This is a genomic window from Hyphomonas sp. (assembly GCF_016125515.1).
GTDB lineage: Bacteria > Pseudomonadota > Alphaproteobacteria > Caulobacterales > Hyphomonadaceae > Hyphomonas.
This window is the reverse complement of sequence record NZ_WGLO01000004.1, coordinates 1-26336: the sequence shown is the minus strand read 5'-3', so window position 1 is coordinate 26336 and position 26336 is coordinate 1. Positions and strand designations below refer to the sequence as shown.

At 65.5% G+C, this 26336-nt stretch carries 29 protein-coding genes; 17 read left to right on the top strand and 12 right to left on the bottom strand.

The annotated features are described in order from the left end of the window. Positions 1 to 5 precede the first annotated feature (5 nt). The 5 genes from GC148_RS04510 to GC148_RS04490 are packed head-to-tail and all read left to right on the top strand — an operon-like array spanning position 6 to position 3792. A complete protein-coding gene (locus GC148_RS04510; protein ID WP_291069073.1) occupies positions 6 to 308 on the top strand; it encodes a DUF2849 domain-containing protein in 303 nt (100 codons plus the stop codon). Continuing rightward, on the top strand, positions 305 to 916 hold the full coding sequence (locus tag GC148_RS04505) for a glutathione S-transferase family protein (protein WP_291069071.1): 612 nt from the start codon (positions 305 to 307) through the stop codon (positions 914 to 916). The genes GC148_RS04510 and GC148_RS04505 overlap by 4 nt, the downstream gene beginning before the upstream one ends. Continuing rightward, the gene (locus GC148_RS04500; protein ID WP_291069069.1) at positions 909 to 2567 is read left to right on the top strand and encodes a nitrite/sulfite reductase; all 1659 of its coding nucleotides are present in this window, start codon (positions 909 to 911) and stop codon (positions 2565 to 2567) included. The genes GC148_RS04505 and GC148_RS04500 overlap by 8 nt, the downstream gene beginning before the upstream one ends. After that, complete coding sequence (locus GC148_RS04495; protein WP_291069067.1) at positions 2554 to 3042, top strand: DUF934 domain-containing protein; 489 nt, start codon at positions 2554 to 2556, stop codon at positions 3040 to 3042. Before GC148_RS04500 ends, GC148_RS04495 begins: the two co-directional genes overlap by 14 nt. A gap of 6 nt (positions 3043 to 3048) precedes the next feature. Then, a complete protein-coding gene (locus tag GC148_RS04490; RefSeq protein ID WP_291069066.1) occupies positions 3049 to 3792 on the top strand; it encodes a phosphoadenylyl-sulfate reductase in 744 nt (247 codons plus the stop codon). A 78-nt stretch (positions 3793 to 3870) separates the two neighbouring features. On the opposite strand, the gene GC148_RS04485 is transcribed toward GC148_RS04490, so the two are convergent. The 5 genes from GC148_RS04485 to GC148_RS04465 all read right to left on the bottom strand — a co-directional run bounded on the left by GC148_RS04485 (position 3871) and on the right by GC148_RS04465 (position 8123). Beyond that, on the bottom strand, positions 3871 to 4692 hold the full coding sequence (locus GC148_RS04485; RefSeq protein WP_291069064.1) for an RNA methyltransferase: 822 nt from the start codon (positions 4690 to 4692) through the stop codon (positions 3871 to 3873). Next, a complete protein-coding gene (gene rpoH / locus GC148_RS04480; protein ID WP_291069062.1) occupies positions 4682 to 5581 on the bottom strand; it encodes an RNA polymerase sigma factor RpoH in 900 nt (299 codons plus the stop codon). The genes GC148_RS04485 and rpoH overlap by 11 nt, the downstream gene beginning before the upstream one ends. Before the next feature lie 224 nt (positions 5582 to 5805). Then, on the bottom strand, positions 5806 to 6933 hold the full coding sequence (gene zapE, locus GC148_RS04475; RefSeq protein WP_291069060.1) for a cell division protein ZapE: 1128 nt from the start codon (positions 6931 to 6933) through the stop codon (positions 5806 to 5808). Positions 6934 to 6940: 7 nt separating this feature from the next. After that, entirely contained in the window at positions 6941 to 7567 is a 627-nt protein-coding gene (locus GC148_RS04470; RefSeq protein ID WP_291069058.1) for a rhomboid family intramembrane serine protease, read from the bottom strand. Between the two features lie 100 nt (positions 7568 to 7667). After that, positions 7668 to 8123, bottom strand: a complete 456-nt coding sequence (locus GC148_RS04465; protein WP_291069056.1) for a response regulator — start codon at positions 8121 to 8123, stop codon at positions 7668 to 7670. A 242-nt stretch (positions 8124 to 8365) separates the two neighbouring features. Here GC148_RS04465 and GC148_RS04460 point away from each other — a divergent pair, with 242 nt between their 5' ends. The 3 genes from GC148_RS04460 (at position 8366) to GC148_RS04450 (ending at position 11044) form a co-directional block, all read left to right on the top strand. Next, positions 8366 to 9268, top strand: a complete 903-nt coding sequence (locus tag GC148_RS04460) for a 1-acyl-sn-glycerol-3-phosphate acyltransferase (protein WP_291069054.1) — start codon at positions 8366 to 8368, stop codon at positions 9266 to 9268. A 61-nt stretch (positions 9269 to 9329) separates the two neighbouring features. Further along, positions 9330 to 9821, top strand: coding sequence for an N-acetyltransferase (locus GC148_RS04455; protein WP_291069052.1), 492 nt, complete (start codon positions 9330 to 9332; stop codon positions 9819 to 9821). A gap of 95 nt (positions 9822 to 9916) precedes the next feature. After that, a complete protein-coding gene (locus GC148_RS04450; protein ID WP_291069050.1) occupies positions 9917 to 11044 on the top strand; it encodes a DUF5694 domain-containing protein in 1128 nt (375 codons plus the stop codon). A gap of 4 nt (positions 11045 to 11048) precedes the next feature. Here GC148_RS04450 and GC148_RS04445 read toward each other — a convergent pair whose 3' ends face one another. The 4 genes from GC148_RS04445 to GC148_RS04430 are packed head-to-tail and all read right to left on the bottom strand — an operon-like array spanning position 11049 to position 17817. Then, the gene (locus GC148_RS04445; RefSeq protein ID WP_291069048.1) at positions 11049 to 13088 is read right to left on the bottom strand and encodes a hypothetical protein; all 2040 of its coding nucleotides are present in this window, start codon (positions 13086 to 13088) and stop codon (positions 11049 to 11051) included. Next, positions 13085 to 15937: a DUF4159 domain-containing protein gene (locus tag GC148_RS04440; protein WP_291069047.1), complete on the bottom strand. Its 2853-nt coding sequence runs from the start codon at positions 15935 to 15937 to the stop codon at positions 13085 to 13087. The genes GC148_RS04445 and GC148_RS04440 overlap by 4 nt, the downstream gene beginning before the upstream one ends. Continuing rightward, positions 15934 to 16800 (bottom strand): DUF58 domain-containing protein, encoded by an 867-nt coding sequence (locus GC148_RS04435; protein ID WP_291069045.1) that lies wholly within the window; start codon positions 16798 to 16800, stop codon positions 15934 to 15936. The genes GC148_RS04440 and GC148_RS04435 overlap by 4 nt, the downstream gene beginning before the upstream one ends. Before the next feature lie 18 nt (positions 16801 to 16818). Next, positions 16819 to 17817, bottom strand: a complete 999-nt coding sequence (locus GC148_RS04430) for a MoxR family ATPase (protein WP_291069043.1) — start codon at positions 17815 to 17817, stop codon at positions 16819 to 16821. A gap of 75 nt (positions 17818 to 17892) precedes the next feature. On the opposite strand from GC148_RS04430, the gene GC148_RS04425 reads away from it, so the two are divergent. The 4 genes from GC148_RS04425 to GC148_RS04410 all read left to right on the top strand — a co-directional run bounded on the left by GC148_RS04425 (position 17893) and on the right by GC148_RS04410 (position 20757). Further along, positions 17893 to 18480 carry a DUF1285 domain-containing protein gene (locus tag GC148_RS04425; RefSeq protein ID WP_291069041.1) on the top strand — a complete coding sequence of 196 codons (588 nt, stop codon included), beginning with the start codon at positions 17893 to 17895 and terminating at the stop codon, positions 18478 to 18480. Positions 18481 to 18488: 8 nt separating this feature from the next. Beyond that, a complete protein-coding gene (locus GC148_RS04420) occupies positions 18489 to 19112 on the top strand; it encodes a CoA pyrophosphatase (RefSeq protein ID WP_291069039.1) in 624 nt (207 codons plus the stop codon). A 114-nt stretch (positions 19113 to 19226) separates the two neighbouring features. Next, a complete protein-coding gene (locus GC148_RS04415; RefSeq protein WP_291069037.1) occupies positions 19227 to 19556 on the top strand; it encodes a DUF6111 family protein in 330 nt (109 codons plus the stop codon). Next, positions 19543 to 20757, top strand: a complete 1215-nt coding sequence (locus tag GC148_RS04410) for a CCA tRNA nucleotidyltransferase (RefSeq protein ID WP_291069035.1) — start codon at positions 19543 to 19545, stop codon at positions 20755 to 20757. Before GC148_RS04415 ends, GC148_RS04410 begins: the two co-directional genes overlap by 14 nt. On the opposite strand, the gene GC148_RS04405 is transcribed toward GC148_RS04410, so the two are convergent. After that, positions 20750 to 21238, bottom strand: a complete 489-nt coding sequence (locus GC148_RS04405) for a TspO/MBR family protein (protein ID WP_291069033.1) — start codon at positions 21236 to 21238, stop codon at positions 20750 to 20752. The two genes, GC148_RS04410 and GC148_RS04405, sit on opposite strands and share 8 nt — an antisense overlap. A gap of 160 nt (positions 21239 to 21398) precedes the next feature. On the opposite strand from GC148_RS04405, the gene GC148_RS04400 reads away from it, so the two are divergent. Together GC148_RS04400 and GC148_RS04395 are read left to right on the top strand one after the other, a co-directional pair. Further along, complete coding sequence (locus GC148_RS04400) at positions 21399 to 21623, top strand: AbrB/MazE/SpoVT family DNA-binding domain-containing protein (RefSeq protein ID WP_291069031.1); 225 nt, start codon at positions 21399 to 21401, stop codon at positions 21621 to 21623. Beyond that, positions 21620 to 22021, top strand: coding sequence for a type II toxin-antitoxin system death-on-curing family toxin (locus GC148_RS04395; protein WP_291069029.1), 402 nt, complete (start codon positions 21620 to 21622; stop codon positions 22019 to 22021). Before GC148_RS04400 ends, GC148_RS04395 begins: the two co-directional genes overlap by 4 nt. Before the next feature lie 47 nt (positions 22022 to 22068). On the opposite strand, the gene hemF is transcribed toward GC148_RS04395, so the two are convergent. Next, positions 22069 to 22965, bottom strand: a complete 897-nt coding sequence (hemF, locus tag GC148_RS04390; RefSeq protein ID WP_291069027.1) for an oxygen-dependent coproporphyrinogen oxidase — start codon at positions 22963 to 22965, stop codon at positions 22069 to 22071. A gap of 202 nt (positions 22966 to 23167) precedes the next feature. Between hemF and petA the strand changes: the two genes are divergently transcribed. The 3 genes from petA to GC148_RS04375 are packed head-to-tail and all read left to right on the top strand — an operon-like array spanning position 23168 to position 26199. Further along, on the top strand, positions 23168 to 23740 hold the full coding sequence (petA, locus tag GC148_RS04385) for a ubiquinol-cytochrome c reductase iron-sulfur subunit (RefSeq protein WP_291069025.1): 573 nt from the start codon (positions 23168 to 23170) through the stop codon (positions 23738 to 23740). Positions 23741 to 23755: 15 nt separating this feature from the next. Further along, positions 23756 to 25216: a cytochrome b N-terminal domain-containing protein gene (locus GC148_RS04380; protein ID WP_291069023.1), complete on the top strand. Its 1461-nt coding sequence runs from the start codon at positions 23756 to 23758 to the stop codon at positions 25214 to 25216. Between the two features lie 20 nt (positions 25217 to 25236). Beyond that, the gene (locus GC148_RS04375) at positions 25237 to 26199 is read left to right on the top strand and encodes a cytochrome c1 (protein ID WP_291069022.1); all 963 of its coding nucleotides are present in this window, start codon (positions 25237 to 25239) and stop codon (positions 26197 to 26199) included. Here GC148_RS04375 and GC148_RS04370 read toward each other — a convergent pair. Continuing rightward, positions 26196 to 26336 (bottom strand): integrase core domain-containing protein (locus GC148_RS04370; protein WP_291069145.1); only part of this gene is annotated, 141 nt, incomplete at its 5' end. The genes GC148_RS04375 and GC148_RS04370 overlap by 4 nt on opposite strands.

The window sequence follows — 26336 nt, the reverse complement described above, 5'->3', positions numbered from 1 at the left end:
CTGCCATGACCTCCGTGCGACCCAAGCTCAAGCCCGAAACCCCCAAGGCCATCACGGGCTGGGCCACCGCGACCGGAAGGTCGGTCTGGCTCGCCGCCGATGGATCGTGGACGGAGGATGCCCGGCAGCTTGCCGTGTTCATCGGCGACGAAGCCGAGGCGCGCCTTGCCGCGTCGATGAAACAGGAGGGGGTGGTGACCGATCCCTATTTCATGGAAGTGACCGAAACCGGGGAGATTACCGGCCGCGAAACATTGCGCGAATCGATGCGGGCTAATCCGTCGCTCGCGCATGGCGGTGCGGCATGATCCGCATTTTCGGCGACAGTATCTCGGGCAATTGCCTGAAGGTGAAATGGGTCGCGGCGCGTCTGGGCGTCGCGCACGAATGGATCGAGATCGACATCCTGAAGGGCGAGACGCGCACCGATGCCTTCCTCGCGCTGAACCCGTTCGGGCAGGTGCCGGTGATCCAGTTCGATGACGGACGGACGCTGTCGCAGTCCAACGCGATCATCCTGCATCTTGCCGAAGGATCGGACCTGATCCCGGACGCCGCTTTCGAGCGCGCCAAGATGTTCGAGTGGATGTTCTGGGAGCAGTATTCCCACGAGCCGACCATCGCGGTGCGCCGGTTCCAGAAACACTATCTGAAGAAATCCGATGACGCGATCGATACCGACCTGATGGCCAGGGGGCGCCGCGCGCTCGGCCGGATGGAAATGGCCCTGATCTCGAGTGATTTCATCGCCGGCGGCGCGTCGTTGACGCTCGCCGATATTTCGCTGCTGGCCTATACGCGCCTGGCCCACGAAGGCGGCTTCGATCTCGGCGAGTTCCCGGCGGTGCATGCCTGGGTCGCGCGCTGCGAACGCGAGCTTGGCCTGCCACATTTTCACGAGGCAACCGATGTATAGATACGACCAGTTCGATGCGCAGATCGTGCGCGAGCGCGTCGCGCAGTTCCGGGGGCAGGTGGCGCGCCGCCTGTCCGGCGATCTGTTGGAGGACGAGTTCAAGCCGCTGCGCCTGCAGAACGGCGTGTACCTGCAGCTGCATGCCTACATGCTGCGCATCGCCATTCCATATGGCCAGCTTTCGCCGCGCCAGCTGCGGCGCCTCGCCGAGATCGCGCGCGACTATGACAAGGGCTATGGCCATTTCACGACGCGCCAGAACATCCAGTTCAACTGGGTGGCGCTGAAGGACATTCCGGACGTTCTGGAGAAACTGGCAGAGGTCGAGATGCATGCCATCCAGACCTCGGGCAACTGTATCCGCAATACGACCACGGATCATTATGCCGGCGCGGCGCAGGACGAAGTGCTGGACCCGCGCGCCTGGTGCGAGATCATACGGCAATGGTCGACCTTCCATCCGGAATTTGCCTTCCTGCCGCGCAAGTTCAAGATCGCCGTGACGGCGGCCGAGCATGACCGGGCGGCGATCCGTGTGCATGATGTCGGTCTCCATATCCGCAAGCGCGGCGATGAGGTGGGCTTTGAAGTGCATGTCGGCGGCGGGCAGGGGCGCACACCGCATATCGCGGCGCTGGTAAATCCCTTCGTGCCGGAAGACCGGATCCTCGATTACCTCGAGGCGATCATGCGCGTCTACAACCGCTATGGCCGCCGGGACAACAAGTACAAGGCGCGCATCAAGATCCTGGTTTCGGAGTTGGGCGAGGCGGAATACATCCGTCAGGTCGAGGAAGAGTTCGCGGCCCAGCGCCCGGACGAGAAGATCGATCTGCCGGCCGAAGAGATTGCGCGGATCCATGCCTATTTCGCACCGCCGCCGCTGGCGGAAAAGTCGGCCGGCTCGAAGCTGCTGGACGCGGCCAAGGTGGCCGATCCGGCCTTCGCGCGCTGGACCCGGACCAACCTGCATCCGCACAAGACGCCGGGCTATGCCTCGGTGACTGTCAGCCTGAAGCCGCTGGGCGTGGCGCCGGGTGATGCGACCGATGCGCAGATGGAGGTGGTCGCTGATCTGGCCGAACAGTACGGGTACGGAGATATCCGTGTCAGCCATGCGCAGAACCTGATCCTGCCGCACGTGGCGCTGGACGACCTGCCGGCCGTGTATGCGGCGCTCGATGCGGCAGGCCTCGGCGCGGCCAATGAGAGCCGGATCACCGACATGATCGTCTGCCCTGGCCTCGATTTCTGCAACCTCGCGAATGCGCGCTCGATTCCGGTGGCGCTGGAAGTGCAGAAGATCTTCGCCGACCCGGCCTATGAGGAAGATATCGGCAAGCTGCACATCAACGTGTCGGGCTGCATCAATGCCTGCGGGCACCACCATGTCGGCCATATCGGCATTCTCGGCGTCGACCGGAAAGGGGAGGAGTTCTACCAGATCCTTCTCGGCGGGCGCGCGGACGAGAAGGCGGCGCTTGGCGAGATCGTCGGCCCGGGCCTCAGGGCCGATGACGTGCCCGGCGCCATCCACCGGGTGGTCGAGTATTACCGTGCGCAGCGCACCTCGCCGGCGGAGAAATTCATCGACACGCTGGAACGCCTTGGCCACCAACCCTTCCAGGATGCCCTCTATGCCGCTGATTAAGAACGGCGAAGAGATCGCCAATGACTGGATGTTCGTGGCCGATGGCAGCGCGCTGCCGGACCATACCAAGGTGACGGTGTCGGTGGGGCGCTTCCTGGCGCTCAAGGCGGCACAGGGCAACGAGCCCGGCCCCAAAGGAGTGCGCCTCTCGCCGGAGGACGATCCGGCGGCGCTGGAGCCTTATCTCGCCGGATTGAGCCTGATCGAGGTGGCCTTTCCCAAGTACACGGACGGGCGCGGCTACAGCCAGGCCCAGCTGCTGCGGCGGCGTCTCGGCTATTCCGGGGAGCTGCGTGCGGTCGGCCACGTCCTTCGGGATCAGATATTCTACATGCACCGTTCAGGGTTCGACGCTTACGAAACCGCCCGCGCGACCGTATCTCAGGTACTGGAAGCTCTTGCCGAGTTCACTGTGGCTTACCAGCCTGCAGCGTCCAGCCCGGCAGCGGTCTTCCGCAAGCGACACGGAGCCTGAGGCCTAATGCCCTTCGACAGCCTGATCGAGAAACCGGCAACGGATCCCTCCGTTCGCCTGGCCCGCCTCAACGGCGAGCTGCGTCAGGCGTCGGCCCAGACCATCCTGCGTGCGGCCATCGTGCGCGAGTGGGTGGGCGACCTGACCTATGTTTCGAGCTTCGGCGCCGAGAGCGCTGTGATGCTGGCACTGATCGCCGATGTCGATCCTTCGCTGCCGATCCAGTTTATCGACACCGGCATGCATTTCCCCCAGACGCTCGACTATCGTGACGAGCTGATCGAACGCCTCGGCCTGACCGGCGTGCGCACCCTCGTGCCGAACGAGACCGAGCGGCGCGCCGAAGATCCAAAGAATGCCCTCTGGAATTCCAATCCGGATGCCTGCTGCGACCTGCGCAAGGTGCGTCCGCTCGATCCGGCGCTGGAAGGCTTCTCGGCCTGGATCACGGGCCGCAAGCGGTTCCATGGCGGCGCCCGCATGACCCTGCCGGTGTTTGAATTCGCTGCTGGCCGCTACAAGGTGAACCCGCTCGCCGGCTGGAACCAGGACGATGTCGACCTGTTCATGGAGCAGCGCAACCTGCCACGCCATCCGCTGGTCGCCCAAGGCTATCCGTCGATCGGCTGCTGGCCCTGCACGCAGCCGGCGGATGATCCGAACAATCCGCGCGCCGGCCGCTGGGCTGGTCAGGACAAGACCGAGTGCGGCCTGCACGTCGAGCGCAACGAACGCCCGCGCGTGTTCTAGAACCAGTTTCCCGGGGGCATCACACCGCATATACCCGGTCGCCCTCTCCTCGCGGGGAGGGCGTTTTCTTCTTTGGGGTCAGGACCGCGCATTGAAGACATGCGACAGGGCGAGAGCGGCGGCAGTCGCCACGTTCACGCTGTCGAAACCCGCCGTCATGGGGATCCGCACCGGGCGCGCGCGGGCGATCAGCTCGGCCGGCAGGCCGGGACCTTCGGCACCCATCAGCAGGGCCACACGTTCCGGCACACGGATTGAGGGAAGGGGCTCTGCGTCGGCGCGCGGGGTCAGCGCCCAGACTTCGTGCCCGGCGGCCTCCGCCGCCTCGATCAGTGAGCCGCCGCTGCCGCCGTGGGCAAAGGGCAGCCAGAGCGAGGCGCCGGAGGCGACGCGGATCGCCTTGCGGTAGAGCGGATCGCAGGATGTCTCATCCAGCAGCACGGCATTCGCGCCGAAAGCGGCCGCGTTGCGGAAACAGGCGCCGACATTGTCATGGTTCGAGAGGCCGGCGAGCAACAGGGCAGTTGACCGTCCGTTCGTCGACAGCACATCGCGGGCCGTTGCCGGCGGGCCTTTCCGGCCGCAGGCGAGCACGCCCCGGTGCATGGGAAAACCTGCAATCTCGTCCATAACGTCCTGCGCCGCGACGTAGACCGGCACGTCCTCCGGCACTTTCGAGAGCAGTCCGGACAAGGGCGCCAGCCGCGTCTCGCACAGGAACAGGCTCTCGACCTCGAACCGGCCGCGCGTCAGCAGCGTTTCCAAAGTCACCTTGCCCTCGACGATGAAACGGCCGCCATGGCCGTTGGTCAAGTCGCGCTCCCGGATGGACGCAAAAGCCGCGACCCGGGGATCGCGGCTTTCGGTAATCGGGATAAAGGACGCAGGATCAGTCGCCAACCGGCAGGCCTTGTTCCTTGGCCATGCGTTTCATGGCTTTCTGCAGCTTCTCGAAGGCGCGCACCTCGATCTGGCGGATTCGTTCGCGGCTGACGCTGTACTGGTCGGACAGCTCTTCGAGCGTTTTCGGCTCGTCGATCAGGCGGCGCTCGGTCAGAATGTGGCGCTCGCGTTCGGACAGGTCTTCCATCGCGCGGGTCAGCAATTCCATGCGGCTGTCGAGTTCCTGGCGGTTGGCGAAGGTCTCGGCGGTGCCGAGTTCGTCATCGGCCAGCCAGTCTTGCCATTCCATGTCGCCATCTGCGCCCATGGGCACGTTGAGCGAAGCATCCGAGCCGGACATTCGCCCGTTCATCGAATAGACTTCGTCTTCGGTGACGTTGAGCTTTTCGGCGATCAGGCGGGCCTGTTCGGGTTTCAGGTCGCCTTCGTCGAGCGCCTGCATTTCGCCCTTCAGGCGGCGCAGGTTGAAGAACAGTTTCTTCTGCGCAGCGGTGGTGCCCAGTTTCACCAGGCTCCAGCTGCGCAGGATGTATTCCTGGATCGCGGCGCGGATCCACCACATCGCATAGGTGGCGAGGCGGAAGCCCTTTTCGGGGTCGAATTTCTTGACGGCCTGCATCAGGCCCACGTTGCCTTCCGAGATCACTTCGGCCATCGGCAGGCCGTAGCCGCGATAGCCCATGGCGATCTTCGCCACGAGGCGAAGGTGCGAGGTCACCATCTTTTCGGCAGCCTCGGTGTCTTCATGGTCGCGCCACTGGCGGGCGAGCATGAATTCCTCGTTCTTCTCAAGCATCGGAAACTTGCGGATCTCGCTGAGATACCGGCTGAGTCCCTGTTCTGGACTGAGTGCAATTGAGCCTGCTTTGGTCGGCGTATTCGCCATGTCTCGTCCTCCTGTTCAGGGCGGGTCCCGTTTGCGGCGGCCCACCTCTTCCTACTGGATCTTCCCCGGCACCTTAGTCCTGCATGGCAGCAACGTCGCCGCCGGGTCAGCGCAATTCATTCATCGCGCTTCTGCATAAATAGGAAATGCGGCGAAGTTCGGGAAGTGGGCATTACAAAACGGAGACCGGAAATTTTGCTTCCGGACATCCGCTTGGGGCGCCCTCAACTTTCCACAATGCGGCGCTCTTCAGCCATATAGGAAGCCGAGCGCATTTCGTGAAGCCGGCTGGCGGTGCGCTGGAACTCGAAAGCCCCGTCGCCGTCAGGATAGAGCCGGTCGGGCTCGGCAGCGGCGCTCGCCACCAGTTTCACACGCGCTTCGTACAGTGCATCGATGAGGGCGACGAAGCGGGCCGCCTCATTGCGCCGGTCCGGGGTGAGAAGGGGGATCGAGTCGAGGATCACCGTGTGGAAAGTCGCCGCGATCGTCAGATAGTCGAGCGGGCCGAGGGGGCGGGCGCAGAGTTCCTCAAAGGTGAAGCGCGCGACACCGGCGGCCTCGCGGGCGACTTCCAGCTTGCGGCCCTTTACGGTCAGCACGCAGTGCTGCGGCTCGGCGCCCAGCGTCAGGCGCGTCCAGGCCTTGTCTAGCGCGTTGTCGCTGCTGGTGCCGAGCGGCGTGTACCAGACGGGCGCTTCGACCAGCCGGTCGAGGCGGTAATCCTTGGCCGAGGCAAGCTCTGCCACATCGCAGCGCTGCTTCAGGTGGCTGATGAAGGGGAGGAAGAGCTGGCGGTTGATCCCGTCCTTATACAGATCATCTGGCCTCCGGTTGGAGGTCGCCACCACGGTCACGCCATGCGCGAACACCGCGTCGAACAGGCGGCCGAGGATCATGGCATCGGCAATCTGCGACACCTGGAATTCGTCGAAACAGAGAAGCGCGGCTTCGCTGGCCACCTGTTTGGCCACCGGCGCAATCGGGTCGTCGCCCGCACCCTTGACGCGCCAGGGCGAGCGCTTGCGGTCGGCCTCACCCATCTTGCGCCAGACATCGAGGCGCTCATGCACTTCGGCCATGAACTCGTGGAAGTGAACGCGCCGCTTCGGCGAGGTCTTCGCCTCGGCAAAGAACAGGTCCATCAGCATGGACTTGCCTCGCCCGACGCCGCCCCAGAGATAGAGACCGCGCACCGGGTCGGGCGGCTTGCCGAACAGGCTGCGTTTGCGGGGAATGGCGAGGGCGGCGGCGAGCTGGTCGAGACGGTCGGCGGCGGCGGCCTGTGCGGGATCGCCCGTCAGCGCGCCGCTGGCCACCCGTTCGTCATAGCGCGCCCGTACCCCGCCCATCTGATGCTCAGCCCACGTACATTGCGATCTTGTCGGCCAGCTGCGTGGTGAAATCACTCCAGGTTTCCGGACGCACCAGCAGCGTGGCAATCACCCCGGCCACGGCGCCGCCCAGGTGGGCTTCGTGGCCGATGATCCGGTCGGCCCGCATCGCGAAGAAATAGCTGAGCGTGATGTAGAGAATGCCGAACACGATGCCCCACATCGGAATCACGAAGAAGGCGAGCAGGATCGCGAACGGCTTGAACAGGCAGAAAGCGAGGATCATGCCGGACAAGGCGCCGGACGCGCCGGCGGCGCGGTATTCCGGGGCGTTCTGGTTATGCAGATAGGCCCAGGCGCTGCCGCCCAGAAGGGATGCGATGTAGACGATCGCAAAGCCGACCCCGCCCAGCACGTATTCGCAGATCGGTCCGAACAGCCAGAGGCCGTACATGTTGAGCAGCAGGTGCGGACCATTGACGTGCAGGAAGCCCGAGCTGAGCGCGCGGTACCATTCGCCCTTCTTCTGCATCGGGCCCACCCAGAGGATGTTCTGCTGCATGAAGACCGGATTGGAGAATGCGATCAGGCTGGCAGCGATGTTCAATGCCAGGAGGCCCAGGGTCACGGGCGAAGCGAGGAGGCTGTCCATCAAGATACCTTGGGGTGTGTGGGCCGGAACGGCAAGCCGCCCGGAAGCAGTCTCCCGGGCGGCTTAGCAATCAGAGGCAGGTGGCGGCAAGCGCGCGCGATCAGGCGGCGCGTGCCGGACGTCCGGTCGGGGCAGCAATGCCGGCGGCGGGCATCAGTTCCATGAAGAAGTCCTCGAAAGACTCCGGGCGCTGGATGAACCGGTTGAAGGGCAGGTTGGCCTTGAACACGGCCTGCGGGTGGATGTTGGCGCCGCAGCGGACCGCCGACGCGACGGCCTGGTCGCGATTTTCCATCGAGGAGACGACGGCAATGCGGTATTTGCCCATATTGGCCACGCGGGCGATCGTCATGTCGGGGTCCATGCTGTCAGGCAGGCCGAGGTCGAGCACGACGAGGTCGAAACGCTCCAGGCGCAGGCGCATCTCGGCCGCCATCAGTGTCGGCGCCATCACGAGGTCAACCTGAACGCGTGCGCGCGCTGCCTTGTCGGCAGCAATCGCCAGCATGTCGCGCACCGGCTCATGATCCTCAACCCACAGAACTTTCATATACATCTACCCCGTCTAGGAACTGGCTGGCGGGCCGGAAGCGTTAAGCCGGGGCCCGTGATGGGTTCACCATGCCACGCGCGTCTTGCGCCTTGGTAAATCGAAACTTTCCGAAGTCTTTAAAATGGCCCTGAATCGAACTTTTTTGGCGCGGCCGGTCTGCGGGGGTCCCTATGCAGCCCGCCGGGGCCAGCTTATGCTTCCCTGAAGCCCGCGAGACGGGCATTCGGGAGGGAAAAGAGGCCACAATGACTGACGATACGGTCGTTCCGCCAGCCAAGAGCCGTTCACTGGACGCCTTCCTTCCAGCCGAGGAGCGCACGGACGCCCATATCGTGGACGTCCTGATCGAGGAGCGCTGCCCGAAGCTGCGCGCCAGCCCCGCCTGGCCCGTGGCCCGGCCGCTGCTTTACGCGATCCTGGGCTATGGCAAGGCCCGGGCCATGGCGGATGAACTCGTCGAGCTGACGGGGCGCGAGTCGTTTGACCGCCTGTCCCGGCAGCTGTCCTTCGACATGACGGTCTCCGGCCTCGACCGGCTGCCGGAGACGGGCCGCTGCGTCGTGGCCGCGAATCACCCGACGGGCCTGGCGGACGGCGTGGCCGTCTGGGACCTGCTGAAGAAAAAGCGTGACGACATCGTCTTTTTTGCGAACGCAGATGCGATCCGGGTGAACCCGCGCTTCGAGGACGTGATCATTCCGGTGGAATGGGTTGTGGCCAAGCGGTCGCCGGCCAAGGCCCGCGAGACCCTGAAGCGCGCGGCCGAGGCGTTCGCCCAGGAGAAGTGCGTTGTGATTTTCCCGTCCGGGCGTCTCGCCCGGAAGGTAGGCGGCCAGATGGAAGAGAAGGACTGGTTCCCGACGGTTGTGGGGCTCGCCCGCAAACAGGCCGCCCCGGTCGTGCCGCTGAACCTCGATGCACGCAATTCGGCGCTATATTACCTCTTCTGCGATCTCTCGAACGAGCTGCGCGACATCACGCTGTTCCATGAACTCTTGAACAAGCGCGGCTCGAAGATCCGCATGACCTTCGGCGAGATGATCCATCCCGACCGGCTGCAAGGCGAGCCGGCGACGGTCACCGAGAAGCTCAAGCACCATGTCTCCTATGCCCTGCTGACTGATCCCGACGCGAATTTCGCGCCCTGAAGGCCCGCGGCGGAGGGGCGGCCCTTGCAGGCGCGCCGAATGCGCCCTAGAGGCGCCCGCCATGATCGAGATTGTCCCCGAAACCCCTGCGCTGCATGCCGATGCGATCGAAGACCTCTTCGACCGCACGTTCGGCCCGGGCCACTTTGCCAAGACGGCCGAGCGCCTGCGCGAGTTTTCGGCGTCGCTGCCGTACATCAATCGCGTTGCGGTCGAAGACGGGAAGGTCGTCGGCGTGTGCCGCGTCTGGCCGCTGGTTGTAGGGGAGGCGCGCCGGCCGGCGCTTTTCTGCGGCCCCGTCGCGGTCGATCCCGCACACCGCGGCAATTTCCTCAGCCTTCGCATCACCGAGGCGGCGCTTGAGGCGGGCAAGCAGGCGGGCTGGCCAGCGGCCATACTGATCGGTGCGCACAGCCTGTTCGGCAAGGCCGGCTTCGTCGTGGCGCCGCGCAACAAGCTGACCTTTCCAGGTCCGCAGGATCAGGGCCGGGTGATGGTGCGCGATCTTGCGGGCGATGCCAGTGCGCTGGAAGGCCTCGTCACCGCGCCTTGACAGCGGGTAGGCCCTCGTCGTCTTGAGGCAGCAGCCTGGGCCGGCGGCGGTGTATTCCGCGTCCGGCACCGTCCACACCGCTGCGGAGCCTTCACATGATGCAGAAACTTTTCGCCGGCTTGAGCCTGATCGCGCTCGCAAGCTGCGCCGCGACGCCCGACATTACCCCCGCAGATCCGATTGTCGCGGAAAAAGCCGCCTATGGCGCGACCTTCCTGCCCAGCGCCTGGCGCGAGAATGTGGCGGGCCCGAAGACGCAGGTCTTTGTGCTCGCCAGCACGCATCTCTCCGGGCTCGGGGAAGGGTTCGACCGCACGCTGCTGGAGCCACTGCTCGCGCGGCTGGCGGCATTCGGTCCGGACATCATCACTCATGAAGGCCTGAGCGGCGAGCAGTGCGAATTGATCCGGATCAATCCGGACACCTATGGCAGCGTCTTCAACGATTATTGCATCGACCTGACCGAGGCGGCCGCATCCGCGGGGCTCGATCAGCCGGCGGCGCGGGCTGCGGCGGAGCAAATGCTGGCCGATTGGCCGGATGAGCCGTCGGCCGCCGAGCGGCGGCGTCTGGCCTCCCTGTTTGTTGCCAGCGGTGACCGCGCTTCGGCCATGGTCCAGTGGCTGCAATTGCCGGACGCCGAGCGGACCAAGGGGGACGGCGTCGATGACTGGATGCTCGGCGTACTCAACCGTACACGGAAGTATTCCAACGAAAGCTATGACGTGGCCGCCGTGCTCGCGGCGCGCCTCGGGCTGCAGCGCGTCTACGCGGTGGATGACCACACATCGGACATCGTCTTTGGAGGCACAGGCGAGGGGTTCGATGCCGCGATCCTCGGGATTTGGGAGGAAGCGCGCGCGGCCGACATTCCGGAAATGGCTGCGCTCGAAGCGCTGGAGAAGTCGATCACCACGGGCGACGACCTGCTGGCCTATTACCGGCTGATGAATACGCCCGCCACCGCGCGCGCGTTCGTGGAGAACGATTTCCGCCGCGCGCTCACGCTGGGCGGGCCGGATTACTTCGGCCGGCAATACGTGGCCTGGTACGAGACGCGCAACCTGCGCATGGTCTCGAACATCCGCGCGGCCATGGCCAACCATCCGGGCGCGCGCGTGCTCAATGTGGTCGGCGCCTCGCACAAGGTCCATTACGAGGCCTATCTGGACCAGCTGAGCGATGTTCAGCTGGTCGATCCGGTCGACGTGCTCGGCGAATAGCGTTTCAGCGGCCTTCGCGCCGCCAGGCAAGCAGCAGCATCAGGATCAGCGCAGCGGCCGCCAGGATGCCTGGCAGGAGTGGCTGGCTGGTGGACGAGCGTACCGCATAGGCATTGCGTTCGCGCAGGCCGAGCCAGCCACTGCCCGAAGCGGTGCGCTGGTTTCCGATGCGCCGGATCTCCGGAAGGTTCGTACCCGCCTCATTGAGCCTGAACACACCGCCACCGGTCGCTTTGGCAACCGGTTCGAGCACGTCTGCCGTAGAGGTGAGGTCCGCATATTCCTTCGGATTTGCAGGCCCGTTCAGGGCAATCGCTTCCAGCCCGCCGGAACGTGCGCGGTAGATGCCGAGCTGGTCGATGGGCGTTTCGGCGGTGAATACGCCGGGGCTGCGATTGGTCCAGCGCGGCTTGATGACGTCGCCTTCCGGTGTCTGGATTTCCAGCGGCGGCGCGGTATCGAGCAGGGTGCGCAGTTCCACGCTGGCCTTGCCGCTGTCTGCCTGGATCGACAGCCGCCGCTCTTCCAGTTCGGGTTCCTTCATCATCCAGTGCACCATGCGCCGGATCAGTTCGGCAAAGGGGCCGCCGCCATCATGGCCGCTCGCCCATAGCCAGATCTGGTCCGACATCAGCATGCCGACACGGCCCTTGTCGACGCGGTCGACGATCAGCAGCGGGCGGTCTTCCGGGCCGCTGATCAGCACATCGCCGGCCACGGCGTCGGCTTCGATATAGCGCATCCATTCGCCCCAATGGCTGTCGTCCAGCGGTGCGGTGACGGAATGGCGTTTGCCTGGGCCAGTCAGTTTCGGCTTGAAGCTCCCGGTACGGATCACGCCTGTAGGCGTTGCGGGCAGGACCGATGCGAGCGGGGAACGCGCAAGGCTGGCCGGCCCGGCGAATTGTTCGCCCGCCACGATCAGCAGCGCGCCGCCATCGGCCACATAGCGTGACATGTTGGCGAGATAGGCCTGCGTGATGACGCCCTGACGTTCATACTGGTCGAAGATGATCAGGTCGAATTCGGTCAGCTTCTCTTCGAACAATTCCTCGGTCGGGAAGGCGATCAGGGCCAGTTCTTCGGGCCGAGCATAGTCGGTCTTGAAAGGCGGGCGCAGGATGGTGAAGTGGACGAGATCAACCGACGGGTCGGATTTCAGAAGGTCGCGCCAGACACGCCCGGCCTGGTTCGGCTTGCCGGTTACCAGCAACACTCGCAGACGGTCGCGCACGCCGGCGATGGTCATCGCGGTGCGGTTGTTGGCGAGGGTCAGTTCTTCGGGCCCGGGCGGCGCTTCGATCACCACCATGTTTTCGCCGCGCCGCTCGATCTCGATCGGCAGTGTGGTGTCTTCGCCGGCCTTCACGCGCACGCGCTCCGGCGTGCCGCCGTTTACGGAGACGTCGAGGTCCACATCGCCGCCACGCGGATCTTCCACGCGCACGACGAGGTCTGCGCCTTCGCCGACGATGCCGAAATTCGGGGCGTTGACGATGCGCACGCTGCGGTCGCCGCGGTCTTCATCGCCCGCGATGAGGCCGTGCAGGGGGCCGATCAGGGAGTCGGTCTGTTCCGGGTCCGGAAGATCGTGGATCTGGCCATCGGTGATGAAGATCGCGCCGGCGATCCGGTCGCGCGGGACATCCGACATCAAGCCTTCCAGCGCGCCGTGGAGGTAGGTGCCGTCATCGCCGGGATTGGTTTCCAGCGTACGCACTTCCAGCGTCTTGTCTTCCGCCAGTTTGGCGGTGAGCGCATTGTAGGCCGCTTGGGCGGCTTTCTGCCGGTCGCCGAACTGCATGCTTTCGGACCGGTCAAGGATCACGGCTGCCACGGAGGGAAGGGGCTCGCGCTCCTCATGCACCAGCGACGGGTTCAGTAGCGCGGCGCAAAGCAGCAGCAGACCTAGCGCGCGGGTCAGCCAGGCGCGTCCGCGCAGGGCGATGTAGGCGATCCAGGCCGCCGCCGTCAGGCCAGCAAGCGCCCAGAACAGTGGCCAGCCGAGGAACGGCTCGAAACTCAGTCGGACAGCCTCGTTCATTCCGGGGCGCCTTCCGTGTCCGGCAGACGCGGGTCTCGCGTGCCGTCATCGCGTTCGCCCAGACGCTCCAGCAACGCGGGAACGTGGACCTGATCGTCCTTGTAGCTGCCGGTCAGCACGTACATCACGAGGTTCACGCCGAACCGGCGGGCCGTCTCGCGCTGCTCGGCGCCTCCGTCGACGGAGTAAAGATCGCGTCCGTTCTTGTCGACCGCCCAGGCCGAGGCCCAGTCCGCGTCACCAATGAACAGGCGGGACACGCCATCCCCGCGCGGCGCGCCCGGCTGGCCAGCCTGCTCGATCCAGAGCCGCCGCCCGGCGAAGCGGCCGGGAAAGTCGTTGATCAAGTAGAAGCTGCGCGAGAGAACATGGTTCGGGGGCACCGGCTGAAGCGGCGGCACATCAAGGCCTTCCAGAAGTGTCTCAAGAGGCGTGACATCGGTCTGCGTCCCGACGGTTTCGCCTGCACGCGTGTCGATCAGCAGCGCGCCGCCGGAGCGCAGGTAGGCGTTGAGCCGCTGCACGGCTTTGTCCGACAGTGGCGAGGCATTGCCGGGCACGTTGAAATAGATCAGCGGGTAGAGTTCCAGCGCGTCTGCTTCGAGGTCCAGCGCGTGCGGTTCGGCTGGCTCGACAGACGTCCGCATCAGGAGGATGTTGGACAGACCAATCAGCCCGGCGCGGGTGCGGGCGTTCAGCGCGCTGTCCGAAGTCTCGACATAGCCGAGGCGCATTTCGAGGGCGGCGTCGATCTGCTTCTGGGGCGTATCATTGCCGGGCAGGGGCACCACGCGCGATTCGGTGGACACTGCCCGGTAGCTGCCATCGGGCATGAGCTGGTAGTCATACTGCGCCAGCGCCCGCTCGGGGGTCATCAGCGCAAAGGCAGCCAGAGCTGCGAAGGCGGCCGCCAGGTTCGCCGTCTTCGGCCGGGGCATGAACATCCGCAACCGTCCGGCTACGAACAAGGCGATGAAGAGGTCCAGCGCGAGCAAGCCTGCGGCGAGGGCGAGCAGGGGGCCGGCCAGGCGCAGCGAGCGCGCTTCGGCGTCGCCCAGAAGGCGCGCCGCTGGCGGCCAATCGCGGATCAGTTCCGGCTTCGCGCCGGCGCCGGCATTCAGCGCGCGTGTGCCGGCCGGGCCTTGATAGAGGCCGGGCGGATGGATTTCCGACGGCACCGTCGTGGCAAACTCCGTCGCCTTGATCGGCGCGGCATTGGTGCTCGCGCCGGACAACCGGCCGAAACCGTCCAGCGTAAGCTGGGGCGTGTAGGTGCCTTCGGTGTCTTCGATGGCTTCGCCGCGCCCGGCCGTGATGGCCCGGCGCAGCATCTGTTCGAACAGGCCCGAATAGGCAAGGTCTGCCCAGTCCGGTCCCGCTGTGACATGGAACAAGATCAGCATGCCGGCGCCGCGCGCGTCGGCGGTCACCAGCGGCGAGCCGTCATCGAGCCGCGCCCAGGTCTTGTGCGAAAGCTCCGGGTCCGGACGGGCGAGAACCTGCTGGCGCACCTTGATGTCCTTCGGAACCGGCAGGCCGGAGAAGGGCGAGGTTTCAGGAAAAGCGGCCAGGCCTTGCGGCTCTTCCCAGGCCAGCGTGCCGCCGAGCGCGCGCGACGAGCGGCGCAGGCCAACCGGCAACAGCTCGTCGCCCTGCGCGGCGAGGCGCGGTCCGGCAAACCGGATCAGCGCGCCGCCTTCCTCAACCCATTTGGTCAGCGTCTCGACTTCGGCCGCCGGGATCTGTCCGACATCGGACAGGATGATCGCGTCGGGCGAGGTCGCCACCACCGTGTCGATGTCGCCGGTGGAGATCGACGCGAAGGGTTCGAGCGCCTTGCGGATATAATGCATGTCCGAGAGCAGAGGCTGCGCCTCAGTGCCGGAATCGACGAGGCTGACGCGGCGCGTGCGGTCCACCGAGTCCCAGAGCCAGACGGTGCCGGCCCCCGAACGTCCGGTCACATTGAACCGCGCGACGCGGGCTAGCGCGGCGGCGGGAATCTTGAATTCGGCGGTCGTCGTCAGCTCGCCAGCCGCGAAGGTTGCCTCCGCTGAGCCGATGGCGGAGCCGTCGCGCGTCTGGGCGGAGACGAAGGCGCGGGCTTCGCCGCTCGGATCCGCGCGCGCAAGGCGCACGGTGACCGCATCGGTTTCGGCGGAAAGGCCGGTGATCGCAGCGGGCCCGATGGCCGGCGCGGCAAACACGGTCAGCGGCGCGCGGGCGCCAAGATCGGCCGCAAAGGCGGTGCCGGCGACAGATTCCATGCCGTCGCTGGCCCAGAAGATGCGCGCCGGTTTCAGCCCGGACTCGTCCAGCCGCTGCAGCGCGTCGGCGCGGTCCGTGTTCCAGGGTTGGGGCTGCAGCGTACTGATCCGCTTGCCAAGATCAGACTTGGACAAGCGCTCAGCCGGATCGGCGTTCAGTTGCTGCGGCGCCGTCAGTAGAAGGTGCACCGGCGTATCGCGGCTGCCGGCATCCAACGTTGCGCTGGCCGCGTTGGTCAGTTCATTCCAGCGCGGCGCCGACGGCCAGCCATTGTCGATGACGATCAACACCGGTCCCTGTTCGCCGGCCTCCGTGCTCTGCGCGCCGGGCGCATAGACAGGTTGCGACAGGCCGACGATGGCGGCGAGCACGGCGAGCGTCCGGATCAGCCACACCCACCAGGGCGTGCGGGCCGGGGTCTCCTCACGCGGCTGTGCGCCGTCCAGCAATCGCAGCGACGGCAGCTCCGCCGCCTTCGGCACGGGCGGCGTGGCGCGCAGCACCCACCAGATGATCGGCAGCGCCACAAGCGCGGCGAGCGCCCAGGGGGCACCCAGAAGGAACGGACCGAAAGCAGTCACCGCGCCGCTCCGAACTGTTCCAGCTCGGCCTTGAGCCGGGCGGCGCTCTGGAGGGCAGGGGCGCCCGTCACATGCGTGGCAAAGCCCCAGCCCATGCGCCGCGCCAGCGTTTCGAGGCCGGCGCGCTGCGCCGTGAAGCGCTGCTGGTATTCTTCGCGCATCGTTTCAGCGCGGCCGAGGATCCGGTCAATCGCGGCGCCGGGCCGGGAGAATTTCACGCGGCCCTGGAAGGGAAAATCGAGTTCGACCGGGGCCGACACGGCCAGCAGCACGCCTTCTGGGCATTTCGCGGCGAGCGGCGCGAGCCGCGCCGTCCATTCCGGGATCGGATCATAGAAATCAGAGGCGACGATCAGCGTCGCGGCGGCGCGCGGCGGGGCGGGAAACTGCCTGCCCGTTCCGCGCAGCAGGTCCGTGGCCAGGCGGTCGACCGCCCGTTTGCCGAAACTCGGCCGGCGCCCGGACCCCAGCGATCCGATCCGCTCGCCTTCGCGCGACATCGGAATCGCCATCGTCAGCATCAGGAGGATTGCTTCTTCGGCCTTGGTGCGCAGGTCGCCCTCGCCCTTCCAACGGAAGCCGGGATGGTCGTCGGCCCAGAACAACACCGTGCGCGCGGTCTCGAGTTCGGTCTCGCGCACATAGAGGTCGTTGCCCTTGGCCGAGCGGCGCCAGTCAATCCGCGCGGCATCGTCTTCCTGCGCATAGCGCCGGTACTGCCAGAAGGTTTCGCCATTCCCGGCACGCCGGCGTCCGGCCGACCCGATATGCGCCGCTTCGGAGGCTTCGGCCTTGAAGCTCAGCCCCGGCAACTGCCGGGCAAGGCGTTCGGCTTCAGCGCGAAGATCTGCGGCGGGGGTCATCCGTTCGGTCTTCGCGGCTTACGCCACCTTCCGTGCAAGGTCATTGATCAGGTCACTGAGCATCGGCGCCTCGCCCGTCGGGTCATAGCGCATCGCCATCCTGTGACCGAGGCAGGGCTCGGCCAGCGCCTCGACATCTTCCATCGACGGGGCAAGGCGCCCGCGCAGCAGGGCGCGCGAGCGGGCGGCCAGCATCAGGGCTTGACCGGCGCGCGGGGAGGGGCCCCAGTCGACCAGCCGCCTGACGCGCGCATCGCTCGTCTGTTCCGGCCGCGCTTCGCGGATCAGGTTCAGGATCGCGGCCACGATCTTCTCGCCGACCGGCATCTGGCGCACCAGCGCCTGGATTGCCATCAGCCGCCCCGCATCCAGCGCCGGGCGCACCGGCGCATCGGCGCCGCGCGTTGTCTCGATCAGGATGCGGCGTTCGGTGTCGAGGTCCGGATAGCCGACATCGATCTTGAGCAGGAAACGGTCGAGCTGGGCTTCCGGCAGCGGATAGGTGCCTTCCTGCTCGATCGGGTTCTGCGTCGCCAGCACATGGAACGGCGCCGGCAGGTCATGGCGCACGCCGGCCACGGTCACATGCTTTTCCTGCATCGCTTGCAGGAGGGCCGATTGCGTGCGCGGGCTGGCGCGGTTGATCTCGTCGGCCATCAGCAGTTGCGTGAAGACCGGCCCCTTGAGGAAGCGGAACGAGCGCTGTCCGCCGGGCGTTTCATCCAGAACCTCGGAGCCGAGGATGTCGGACGGCATCAGGTCCGGCGTGAACTGGATACGCTGGTTGGCGAGGCCGAGCGCGGTGCCCATCGCTTCCACGAGACGGGTTTTGGCAAGGCCCGGCGCGCCGATCAGCAGCGCGTGGCCTCCCGCCAGAACCGCCGCCAGCGCCAGTTCGATCACCCGTTCCTGGCCGAAGATGGCCCGGCCGATCTCGGCCTTAACCTGGGCGAGGGCTTCGGTTGCCGCCTCGGCATCTGCAACCACGGTTTCGGGTCTTGTCGTCGTGTCGGCCATGTTGCCTCGGTTCTCCGGCTTCACCTGAGTGGTTTACAAGCCTATTTGTAAGGCGTGAATTTGGCGGAGATAGATGTGACATCCAGCCCCGACAGCAGTTTTGGCCTTGAAGACACGCTTAAGGCCATCCTGCCGGAAGGCAAGTTCGCGGGGCCGCTTCCGCCGGTGCATCTCTGGAATCCGGAGAAATGCGGCGATATCGGCATGGAAATCCGCGCCGATGGCAGCTGGTGGCACGAAGGAGGGCGGATCAACCGGGAACGGCTGGTGAAGCTCTTCTCCCGCATCCTGCGCAAGGATGAGGACGGCTCGACCTGGCTCGTCACACCCTATGAGAAGGTCCTCGTTCACGTCGAAGACGCACCGTTCCTGGCCGTGCGCGTTGACCGGTCGGGCAAGCCGGGGCCTGATCAGGTGCTCACCTTCGCCACCAATCTGGGCTACGAGACCGCCGCCGGCCCGCAGGCGCCCATCCGCGTCGAAACGGACGTCGAGACGGGTGAACCGGCGCCCTATGTGCTGGTGCGCGGGCGCCTTGAAGCGAAACTCACCCGGCCGGCCTTTTATGAGCTTGTGGAACTTGCGGTTCCTGCCGAGGACGGTACGAACCGTCTCGGTGTCTGGAGCAAGGGTGTATTCTTCCCGCTCGGTCCGGCCGACTGAGGAACCGCATGTCCTGGCAAGGTCTCGACGACTTCATTGCGCGCGTGCACGACCGGCTTGATCCGCCGGCGGGCGATGCCCGTCTCGCGGAAGGCGGCGACATGGATTTCCTGACGCCGGACGAAGTGGCGATCATCCGCCCGGCGGCGGTCCTGTTCGGGGTCATCCCGCGCCGGGAAGGGGCGACTGCGCTGCTGACGCTTCGCCCGGAAACAATGTCGGACCATGCCGGCCAGGTGGCACTGCCCGGCGGCAAGGTCGATCCGCTGGACCTCGACGAGGTCGCCGCCGCCCTGCGCGAGGCGCATGAGGAGGTCGGCATCGCGCCCCAAGATGTCGATGTGCTCGGCAAGGGCGCGCCTTACGTGACCGGCACGCGCTACCGGATCACGCCGGTGGTCGGCCTCCTGCCGCACGATTTCGTGCCCGTACCGGAGCCCGGTGAAGTCGCGGCCGTGTTCGAAACGCCGCTCGAGTTCCTGATGAACACGGCAAACCACACCGCCGCCGAGACATTCTACAAGGGCAAGCACCGGCGCTATTACGAGATGCCCCACAACGGCTACCGCATCTGGGGCGTCACCGCCGGCATCATCCGCCGCCTCTACCAGACGCTGTACGAGAGCGATTGAGCCGCGACGGCCCGGAACAGGTGCATTCAGGGTTCCTCAAGGGCCTGCAGGCCCTTATGTAGGAACAGGGGCTTCCACCGGATCAGCCCGTAACCAGAACAGGACTGTGCGCGCGTGGCTGGACGCCTTCTCCTCGAACTCGTCATCTTTTCCCTTCCGTTCCTCGTGTTCGGCCTGTTCCTACTGGCGACCCAGTCCGCCGAGGAGGCGGGCAAGCGTAAATGGCCGATCCAGCTCCTGTTCCTCATCGGGATCGGGCTGGCGACCGCGGCATGGTTCGTGATGATCGCGCTGGAGCCGCGCGACCGGGGCACCTGTATCGAGCCGGAGCGTGTCGAGAATGGCGTGGTGATCCCGGCCCGCACCTATCCTTGCGAGCACAATCCGGCCGATGTGGGTGTGCCCCGGCCGCGCGAAACGGCGCCCGCCGATGACCCCGCCTGACCGGCTGAAGGCGGCCTGGCTCAACGCACCGGCCAATCGCGCGGTGATGAACGCGCTCGACGCCGCCCGCCCCGGCGGGTCGCGCTATGTCGGCGGCTGCGTGCGCAACACGCTGCGCGGCCTGCCTTCAGACGATTTTGACGTCGCCACGCAGCTGACGCCCCCCGACGTGATCGCCGCGCTGAAGGCTGCAGGCGTGCGCGCCGTGCCCACCGGCATCGAGCACGGCACCGTCACCGCCGTCTTCGAAAGCCAGCCGGTGGAGATCACGACCCTGCGCCGCGATGTCGAAACCGATGGCCGCCGAGCGGTTGTCGCCTTCACCGAAGACTGGGCCGAGGATGCGAGCCGCCGCGATTTCCGCCTCAACGCCATCTATGCCGGCCCGGACGGCGTGCTCCACGAGGTCATCCCCGGCTCGATCGACGACGCCCATGCCGGCCGCGTGATCTTCATCGGGGATGCGGACCAGCGCCTGCGCGAAGACTATCTGCGCATCCTGCGCTTCTACCGGTTCAATGCCTGGTACGGCGCGGGCATCGACGCAGAGGGACAGGATGCCTGCGCCCGCCAGCGCGAAGGCCTCCGGCGGATCGCGGCCGAGCGGATCTGGAAGGAACTGAAACGCACGCTCGCTGCGCCGGATCCGGCGCCCGCAATGGAGGCGATGGATGAGGCGGGTGTACTGGCCGAAGTGCTGCCCGGCGCCAGCATATCGCTGCTGCCGGCGCTGGTTGCCGCCGAAACCAGCGCAGGCCTGACGGCCGATCCGATGCGCCGCCTAATGGCGATGGTGCCGCGCCGTCTGCGTGAGGCGGGCGAGCTGGCGGCCCGTCTGAAACTCTCGAACGAGGAATCCGGCCGCCTCGCCAGTTGGGCCGCACCGGCCTTGCCGCATGTCCTGGGGGCGGGGGATGCGGCGATGGCCGAAGCCTTCTATCGCCACGGTCCCGCCGCCGTGGTCGACCGTGCTGCAATCGAAGCCGCCGAGGGCGCGGCGGGCGATCTTGCCGCGCTGGCCAGCCGGGCGGCCGTCTGGCAACGCCCGAAATTTCCGGTCGGCGGCGCCGACGCCCTTGCCGCAGGGCTGGAAGGCCCCGGAATCGGGACGGCGCTCGCCGCACTGGAAGAAGACTGGATCGGCTCCGGCTTCACCCTCGACCGGCGCACGCTCGTTTCAAAGCTCAACACATTCAATTGAACGCCCAGACGTGGAAGTTCAGGTAGGCAGCAAAGCTGACCCAGCCGAGATAGGGCAGCTGCAGCATCGCAGCGCGCGGCGAGTGGATGGCGAAGCGCAGCATCATGGTGACGATCAGCAGCCAGAGCGCGGCGAGCACGCCCAGCGCGACCGCCGGGTCCCGGAAGCCGAAGAAGAACAGGCTCCAGCAGACATTTGCGGCCAGCATGGTGAAGTAGAGACCCATGGCCGCGCTGGCGCGTTTGAAATTGCCGGCATCGTTCAGCACCATCAATGCGCCCGCCAGCATCAGGGCGAACAGGACCGGCCAGATGATGGCGAAGGCGATATCGGGCGGGTTGAGCGGCGCCTTGTCGAGGGCCGCATACCAAGGATCGTCACTGCCGGGGCTGAGCCAGGCGCCGAGCGCCAGCGCGCCCAGCGTCGCCGCCGTGACCAGGGCTGCCCCCGGCCAGTCCACGTTTCGCCATGTCGTCCCCATCGGGGCAGAATACGCCCTGCAGCCCCTTCAATCAAAGGCGATTCAACGCCAAACCCGCCTGATGAAGGCGCGGTGAGGTGCAAACAAGCAGCATCGGAGCATCCATCTTCCGCAATGCGGCCGCCCATGTTATAACATGCGTAGCTACAGGAGTCCGCCCATGACCCGTCTGAAAATCCGCAAGATCGGCAACTCCCTCGGCGTGGTGCTGCCCGCCGACGCGCTCGCTCGCCACAAGGTCGTGCAAGGCGATACGCTCATCCTCAGTGATACGCCTGAAGGCTTCAGACTCGACGTTTATGACGAAGCTGTTGCCGAGCAAGTCGAAGCCGGCCGCGAAGTGGCACGTCGTTACCGCAATACCTTGCGTGAACTGGCTAAATGAGTTTGCAAAAGCCGCCCAAGTGGCTGAGGCGCGAAGCAATCCTGATCCTGCATGACGAAAGCCTCGCCGAGCATGGTGGCGCTATTGGCATTCGGGATCCAGGGCTGCTCGAAAGCGCGCTCGCCCGGCCTGAGAACCTGTTTGCTTACGGCGAGCCGGATATCTTCGATCTCGCAGGCGTCTACGCTGCCGGCATCGTGAAGAACCATCCCTTCGTCGATGGTAACAAGCGAACCGGCTTTCTCGCCGCCGCAGTGTTCCTTGAGATTAACGGGTTCACTTTGCGGGCGGGAGAAGCCGACGCGACCCTGAAGACGATTGCTCTCGCGGCAAGTGAGATATCAGACGACGCCTGTGCCCTCTGGCTCCGCGAAAATTCGACGCCCAATGACGCCTGAATCGTCTGATACGTCCACACGCCCGTGTGGACAGTTTGTGGACGGGTTCAGGGCCATTTGACCACCGGTGGCATCGACGAGAGGATGCTCTCGACATTGCCGCCGGTTTTCAGGCCGAAGGTCGTGCCCCGGTCATAGAGCAGGTTGTATTCCACATACCGGCCGCGCCGGATCAGCTGTTCCTCGCGCTCGGCCTCGCTCCAGGGTTCGTTCATCCGCCGCGCCACGAGTTGCGGGTAAATCGAGGCGAATTGCCGGCCCACCTCCTGGGTGAACGCGAAATCCTTCTCCCAGTCGCCGGTGTTGAACCGGTCGTAGAAGATGCCTCCGGTGCCGCGTGGTTCATTGCGATGGGCGAGATGGAAATAGGTGTCGCAATGGTCCTTCAGTTCGGCATGATCGACCCCGTCATGGGTATCGCACGCGGCTTTCATGGCCGCGTGGAAGTCGACCGTGTCCTCGAACGCCTGATCGCGCTGGTATTCGAGCAGGGGATTGAGGTCACCGCCGCCGCCGAACCAGGCCTCGCTTGTGACCAGCATGCGCGTGTTCATGTGCGCCGCCGGCACGCGCGGATTGCGCGGATGCGCGATCAGCGACACGCCGCTCGCCCAGAATCGGCCTTCGGATTTGTCCGCGCCGGGGATCTGGGCAGCGAAAGCTTCCGAAAACGTGCCGTGCACCATCGAGAAATGCACGCCGACTTTTTCGAAGACCTTTCCTCGCATCAGACCCATCCGGCCGCCGCCGAGGTCTTCGCTGCCATCGCCGCGTGACCATTCTGTCAGCACGAATCGCCCGGCCGGGCCGCGATAAAGTGGCGGGCCGGCCGCGTCTTCCAGCGCCTCGAACCGAGCACAGATATCGGCCTGCAAGGCCCGGAACCACGCGCTGGCGCGGGCTTGATGATCGGTCAGGGGCGGTGTTTTTGCGGTGCTTGTCATCCCCGGACACTGGACCGGCGCGAGCGGGTCTCGCAAGAGGGCTGTTGTCACATGCGTCAGAGCAGGCTAACGCGCTGGCGCAACGGGGAGGCTCGCGCGCGCAAGAATTGCCGCGCCCGCGCCTACTTGCCGCAATGTGCGGGCAGGGCAGCTTTAGTAAAGACAGGCGCTAATCGCCTCGACATCAGGGACGGAGTCACGCGTGACCGCTGAGACCACACATCCGAATACAGAGACGGTCGATGACGACCGTCGCAATTTCATTCACATCGCGACCGGTGCTGTGGCACTCGGCGGGGCGGGCATGTTTGCCTGGGCTGCTGTGGACCAGTGGAACCCGGCTGCGGACACGAAAGCGGCCTCCTCGCTGGAAGTCGACGTGTCGAAAGTCCCTCTGGGCGGCGAGATTCGCGTGCTGATCGGCGGCAAGCCGTTCTTCATCCGCCACCGCACTGAGGCAGAAATTGCGTCGGCCGAAGCGGTCAACGTCGACACGCTGCGCGATCCGGAAACCGATGATTCGCGCCTTCGCCCCCGCGCAGACGGCACGCTGAACAGGGCCATCCTGGTCACCTCCGGTTCGTGCACCCACCTCGGCTGCGTCCCGGTCGGCCCGTCGCAGGGCAATACCGGCGACTTTGGCGGCTGGTTCTGCCCCTGCCACGGCTCGCACTATGACACGTCGGGCCGCATCCGGAAGGGTCCCGCGCCGCGCAACCTGCCCGTTCCCAATTATCGCTGGGTCTCCGACTCGGTCGTCAACATCTCCCTCTGAGAAGGATACCTTTAAATGAGCGGACATGAATCCTCCTACACGCCGAACTCGGCTTTCGAACGCTGGCTCGACAAGCGCCTGCCGATCATCCGGTTTGCCAACGACACGGCGATCAATTTCCCGACGCCGAAAAACCTGAACTACTGGTACGTCTTCGGCGGCATCCTCGCGGTCTGCCTCGTCGTGCAGATCCTGACCGGCGTCATCCTCGCGATGCACTATGAGCCGAGCGTCACTGGCGCCTTCGCGTCGGTCGAGCGCATTATGCGCGACGTGCCGTATGGCTGGCTGCTTCGCAACATCCACGCCAACGGCGCCTCGATGTTCTTCTTCGCGGTCTACATTCACATGTTCCGCGGTCTTTACTACGGATCGTACAAGGCCCCGCGCGAAGTGCTGTGGATCCTGGGCTGCGTGATCTTCCTGCTGATGATTGCCACCGCCTTCCTGGGCTACATGCTGCCCTGGGGTCAGATGTCGTATCACGGCGCGAACGTGATCACGTCGCTGTTCGGCGCCATCCCGCTGGTTGGTGAAAGCCTCCAGACCTGGCTGCTCGGCGGCCCGTCGATCGGCAACCAGACGCTCCAGCGCTTCTTCTCGCTGCACTACCTGCTGCCCTTCGTGATCGCCGGTGTGGTGATCCTGCACATCTGGGCGCTGCACGTGCCGGGCAACAACAACCCGACCGGGGTTGAAGTCCAGGACGTGGAAAAGGACACCGTGCCCTTCCACCCCTACTACACGATCAAGGACGGCTTCGCGATCGCGGTCTTCCTGATCCTGTTCGCCTACTTCGTGTTCTACGCGCCTAACGCGCTGGGCCACGCGGACCAGTCGATCGAGGCCAACCCGCTGGTGACGCCGGCGCACATCGTGCCCGAGTGGTACATGCTGCCCTTCTACGCCATCCTGCGGGCCATCACGTTCGACCTCGGCCCGATCGATGCGAAGCTGCTGGGCGTGATATTCATGTTCGCCGCCATCGCCATCCTGTTCGTGCTTCCCTGGCTCGACACGTCGAAAGTGAAGTCGATGCGCTACCGTCCGGTCGCCCGTCAGTTCTTCCTCGGCTTTGTCGCAGTCTGCCTAATGCTCGGCTGGTGCGGCGCGGCCAACCCGGACGACGCTGTGATCAAGTCGCTGCAGGGCGAATCGAGCCTGGTGGTCAGCTACACGGCGGACGGCGCGCTTGCGACGTCGACCTACAAGGGCGGTGACGAAGCCTTCGAAGCGGCCAAGGCCTTCATGGAATCGCTGCCGGCTTCTGCGGCACCGAGCCTTGAGGCTGTCCCGGCGCCGACCTTCCAGTTCCGGCACCTGTCGCTGATCCTGACCTTCATGTACTTCGGCTACTTCGTGATGCTGTTCTTCATCGGCCTCGGCGAGAAGACCAAGCCCCTGCCGGAGTCGATCCACAAATCCGTGCTGCGGGCCCACAAGCCGCAGACCGGCACCGCCGTTCCGGCCGAATGAGACTGGAGAGGACAGACTCGATGAAAACCTTCCGCATCCTCGCCATCAGTCTCGCCGGGCTCGCTTTTGCGGGTCTCGCCCAGGCCGCTGGCGGCGCAAAGCATCCGCATGAGCCAGAAGGCGGTTGGCCGTTCGAAGGCGCAACCGGCCAGTACGACCTGGCCTCGGTCCAGCGCGGCTACCAAGTCTACAAGCAGGTCTGCTCGAGCTGCCACTCGATGAAGCTGCTCAGCTACCGCAATCTCGGCGAAAAGGGCGGCCCGTTCTACGATCCGGCCTATCCGAACCCGAACGACAACCCGTTCGTGAAAGCGCTGGCGGCTGAAAACGAGATCGTCAGCCCGACGCCGAACGATGCGGGTGAATACGATCTGCGCACGGCGACGCCGGCGGACCGTTTCCGCTCGCCGTTCCCGAATGACGCAGCGGCCCGGGCAGCCAATGGCGGCGCCCTGCCGCCGGACCTGTCGGTGATCACCAAAGCCCGCCCTGGCGGCGCCTCTTATGTCTACAGCCTGCTGACCGGCTATCCGGACTTCGAAATGTACGAAGACCGCGTGATCGAGGAGGACGGCGAAACCGTCTATCAGACGGTCATCGACATGGCGAAGTTTGAGAAGCTCGGCGAAGACATGCCGCATCACGGCCCCGCTTACCTGATCCAGCCGGCTGGCCAGTACTACAACCCCTTCATGGCCGGTGACACGAAGCCGAACTATCTCGGCGATCCGCGTCACGCGCCGCCGGGCGGCTTCCTCGCCATGGGTCCGCAGCTGACGCCGGGACGCGTCGAGTTTACCGACGGCACCGAAGCGACGGTCGAGCAGATGGCGCACGATGTGGCGCAGTTCCTGGCCTGGGCCGGTGATCCGAAGCTGAAAGCCCGCAAGGAAGTCGGCCTTGCCACGATGGTCTATCTCGGCATCCTGACGATCCTGCTCTGGTTCTCCTACAAGCGCATCTGGCGGAAAGTGGAGCACTAGGTGTGGACTCTCAACAGGTTGTCCCCGGCGAGGGCGAGGCGACTGATGGGTGTTTGATATTTAATGCCGCCATGGGGTCGATGGAAGTTGTATCGATGTGTCCAGTCATCGAGGCATGCGGCTCTCTGGTCTGATGT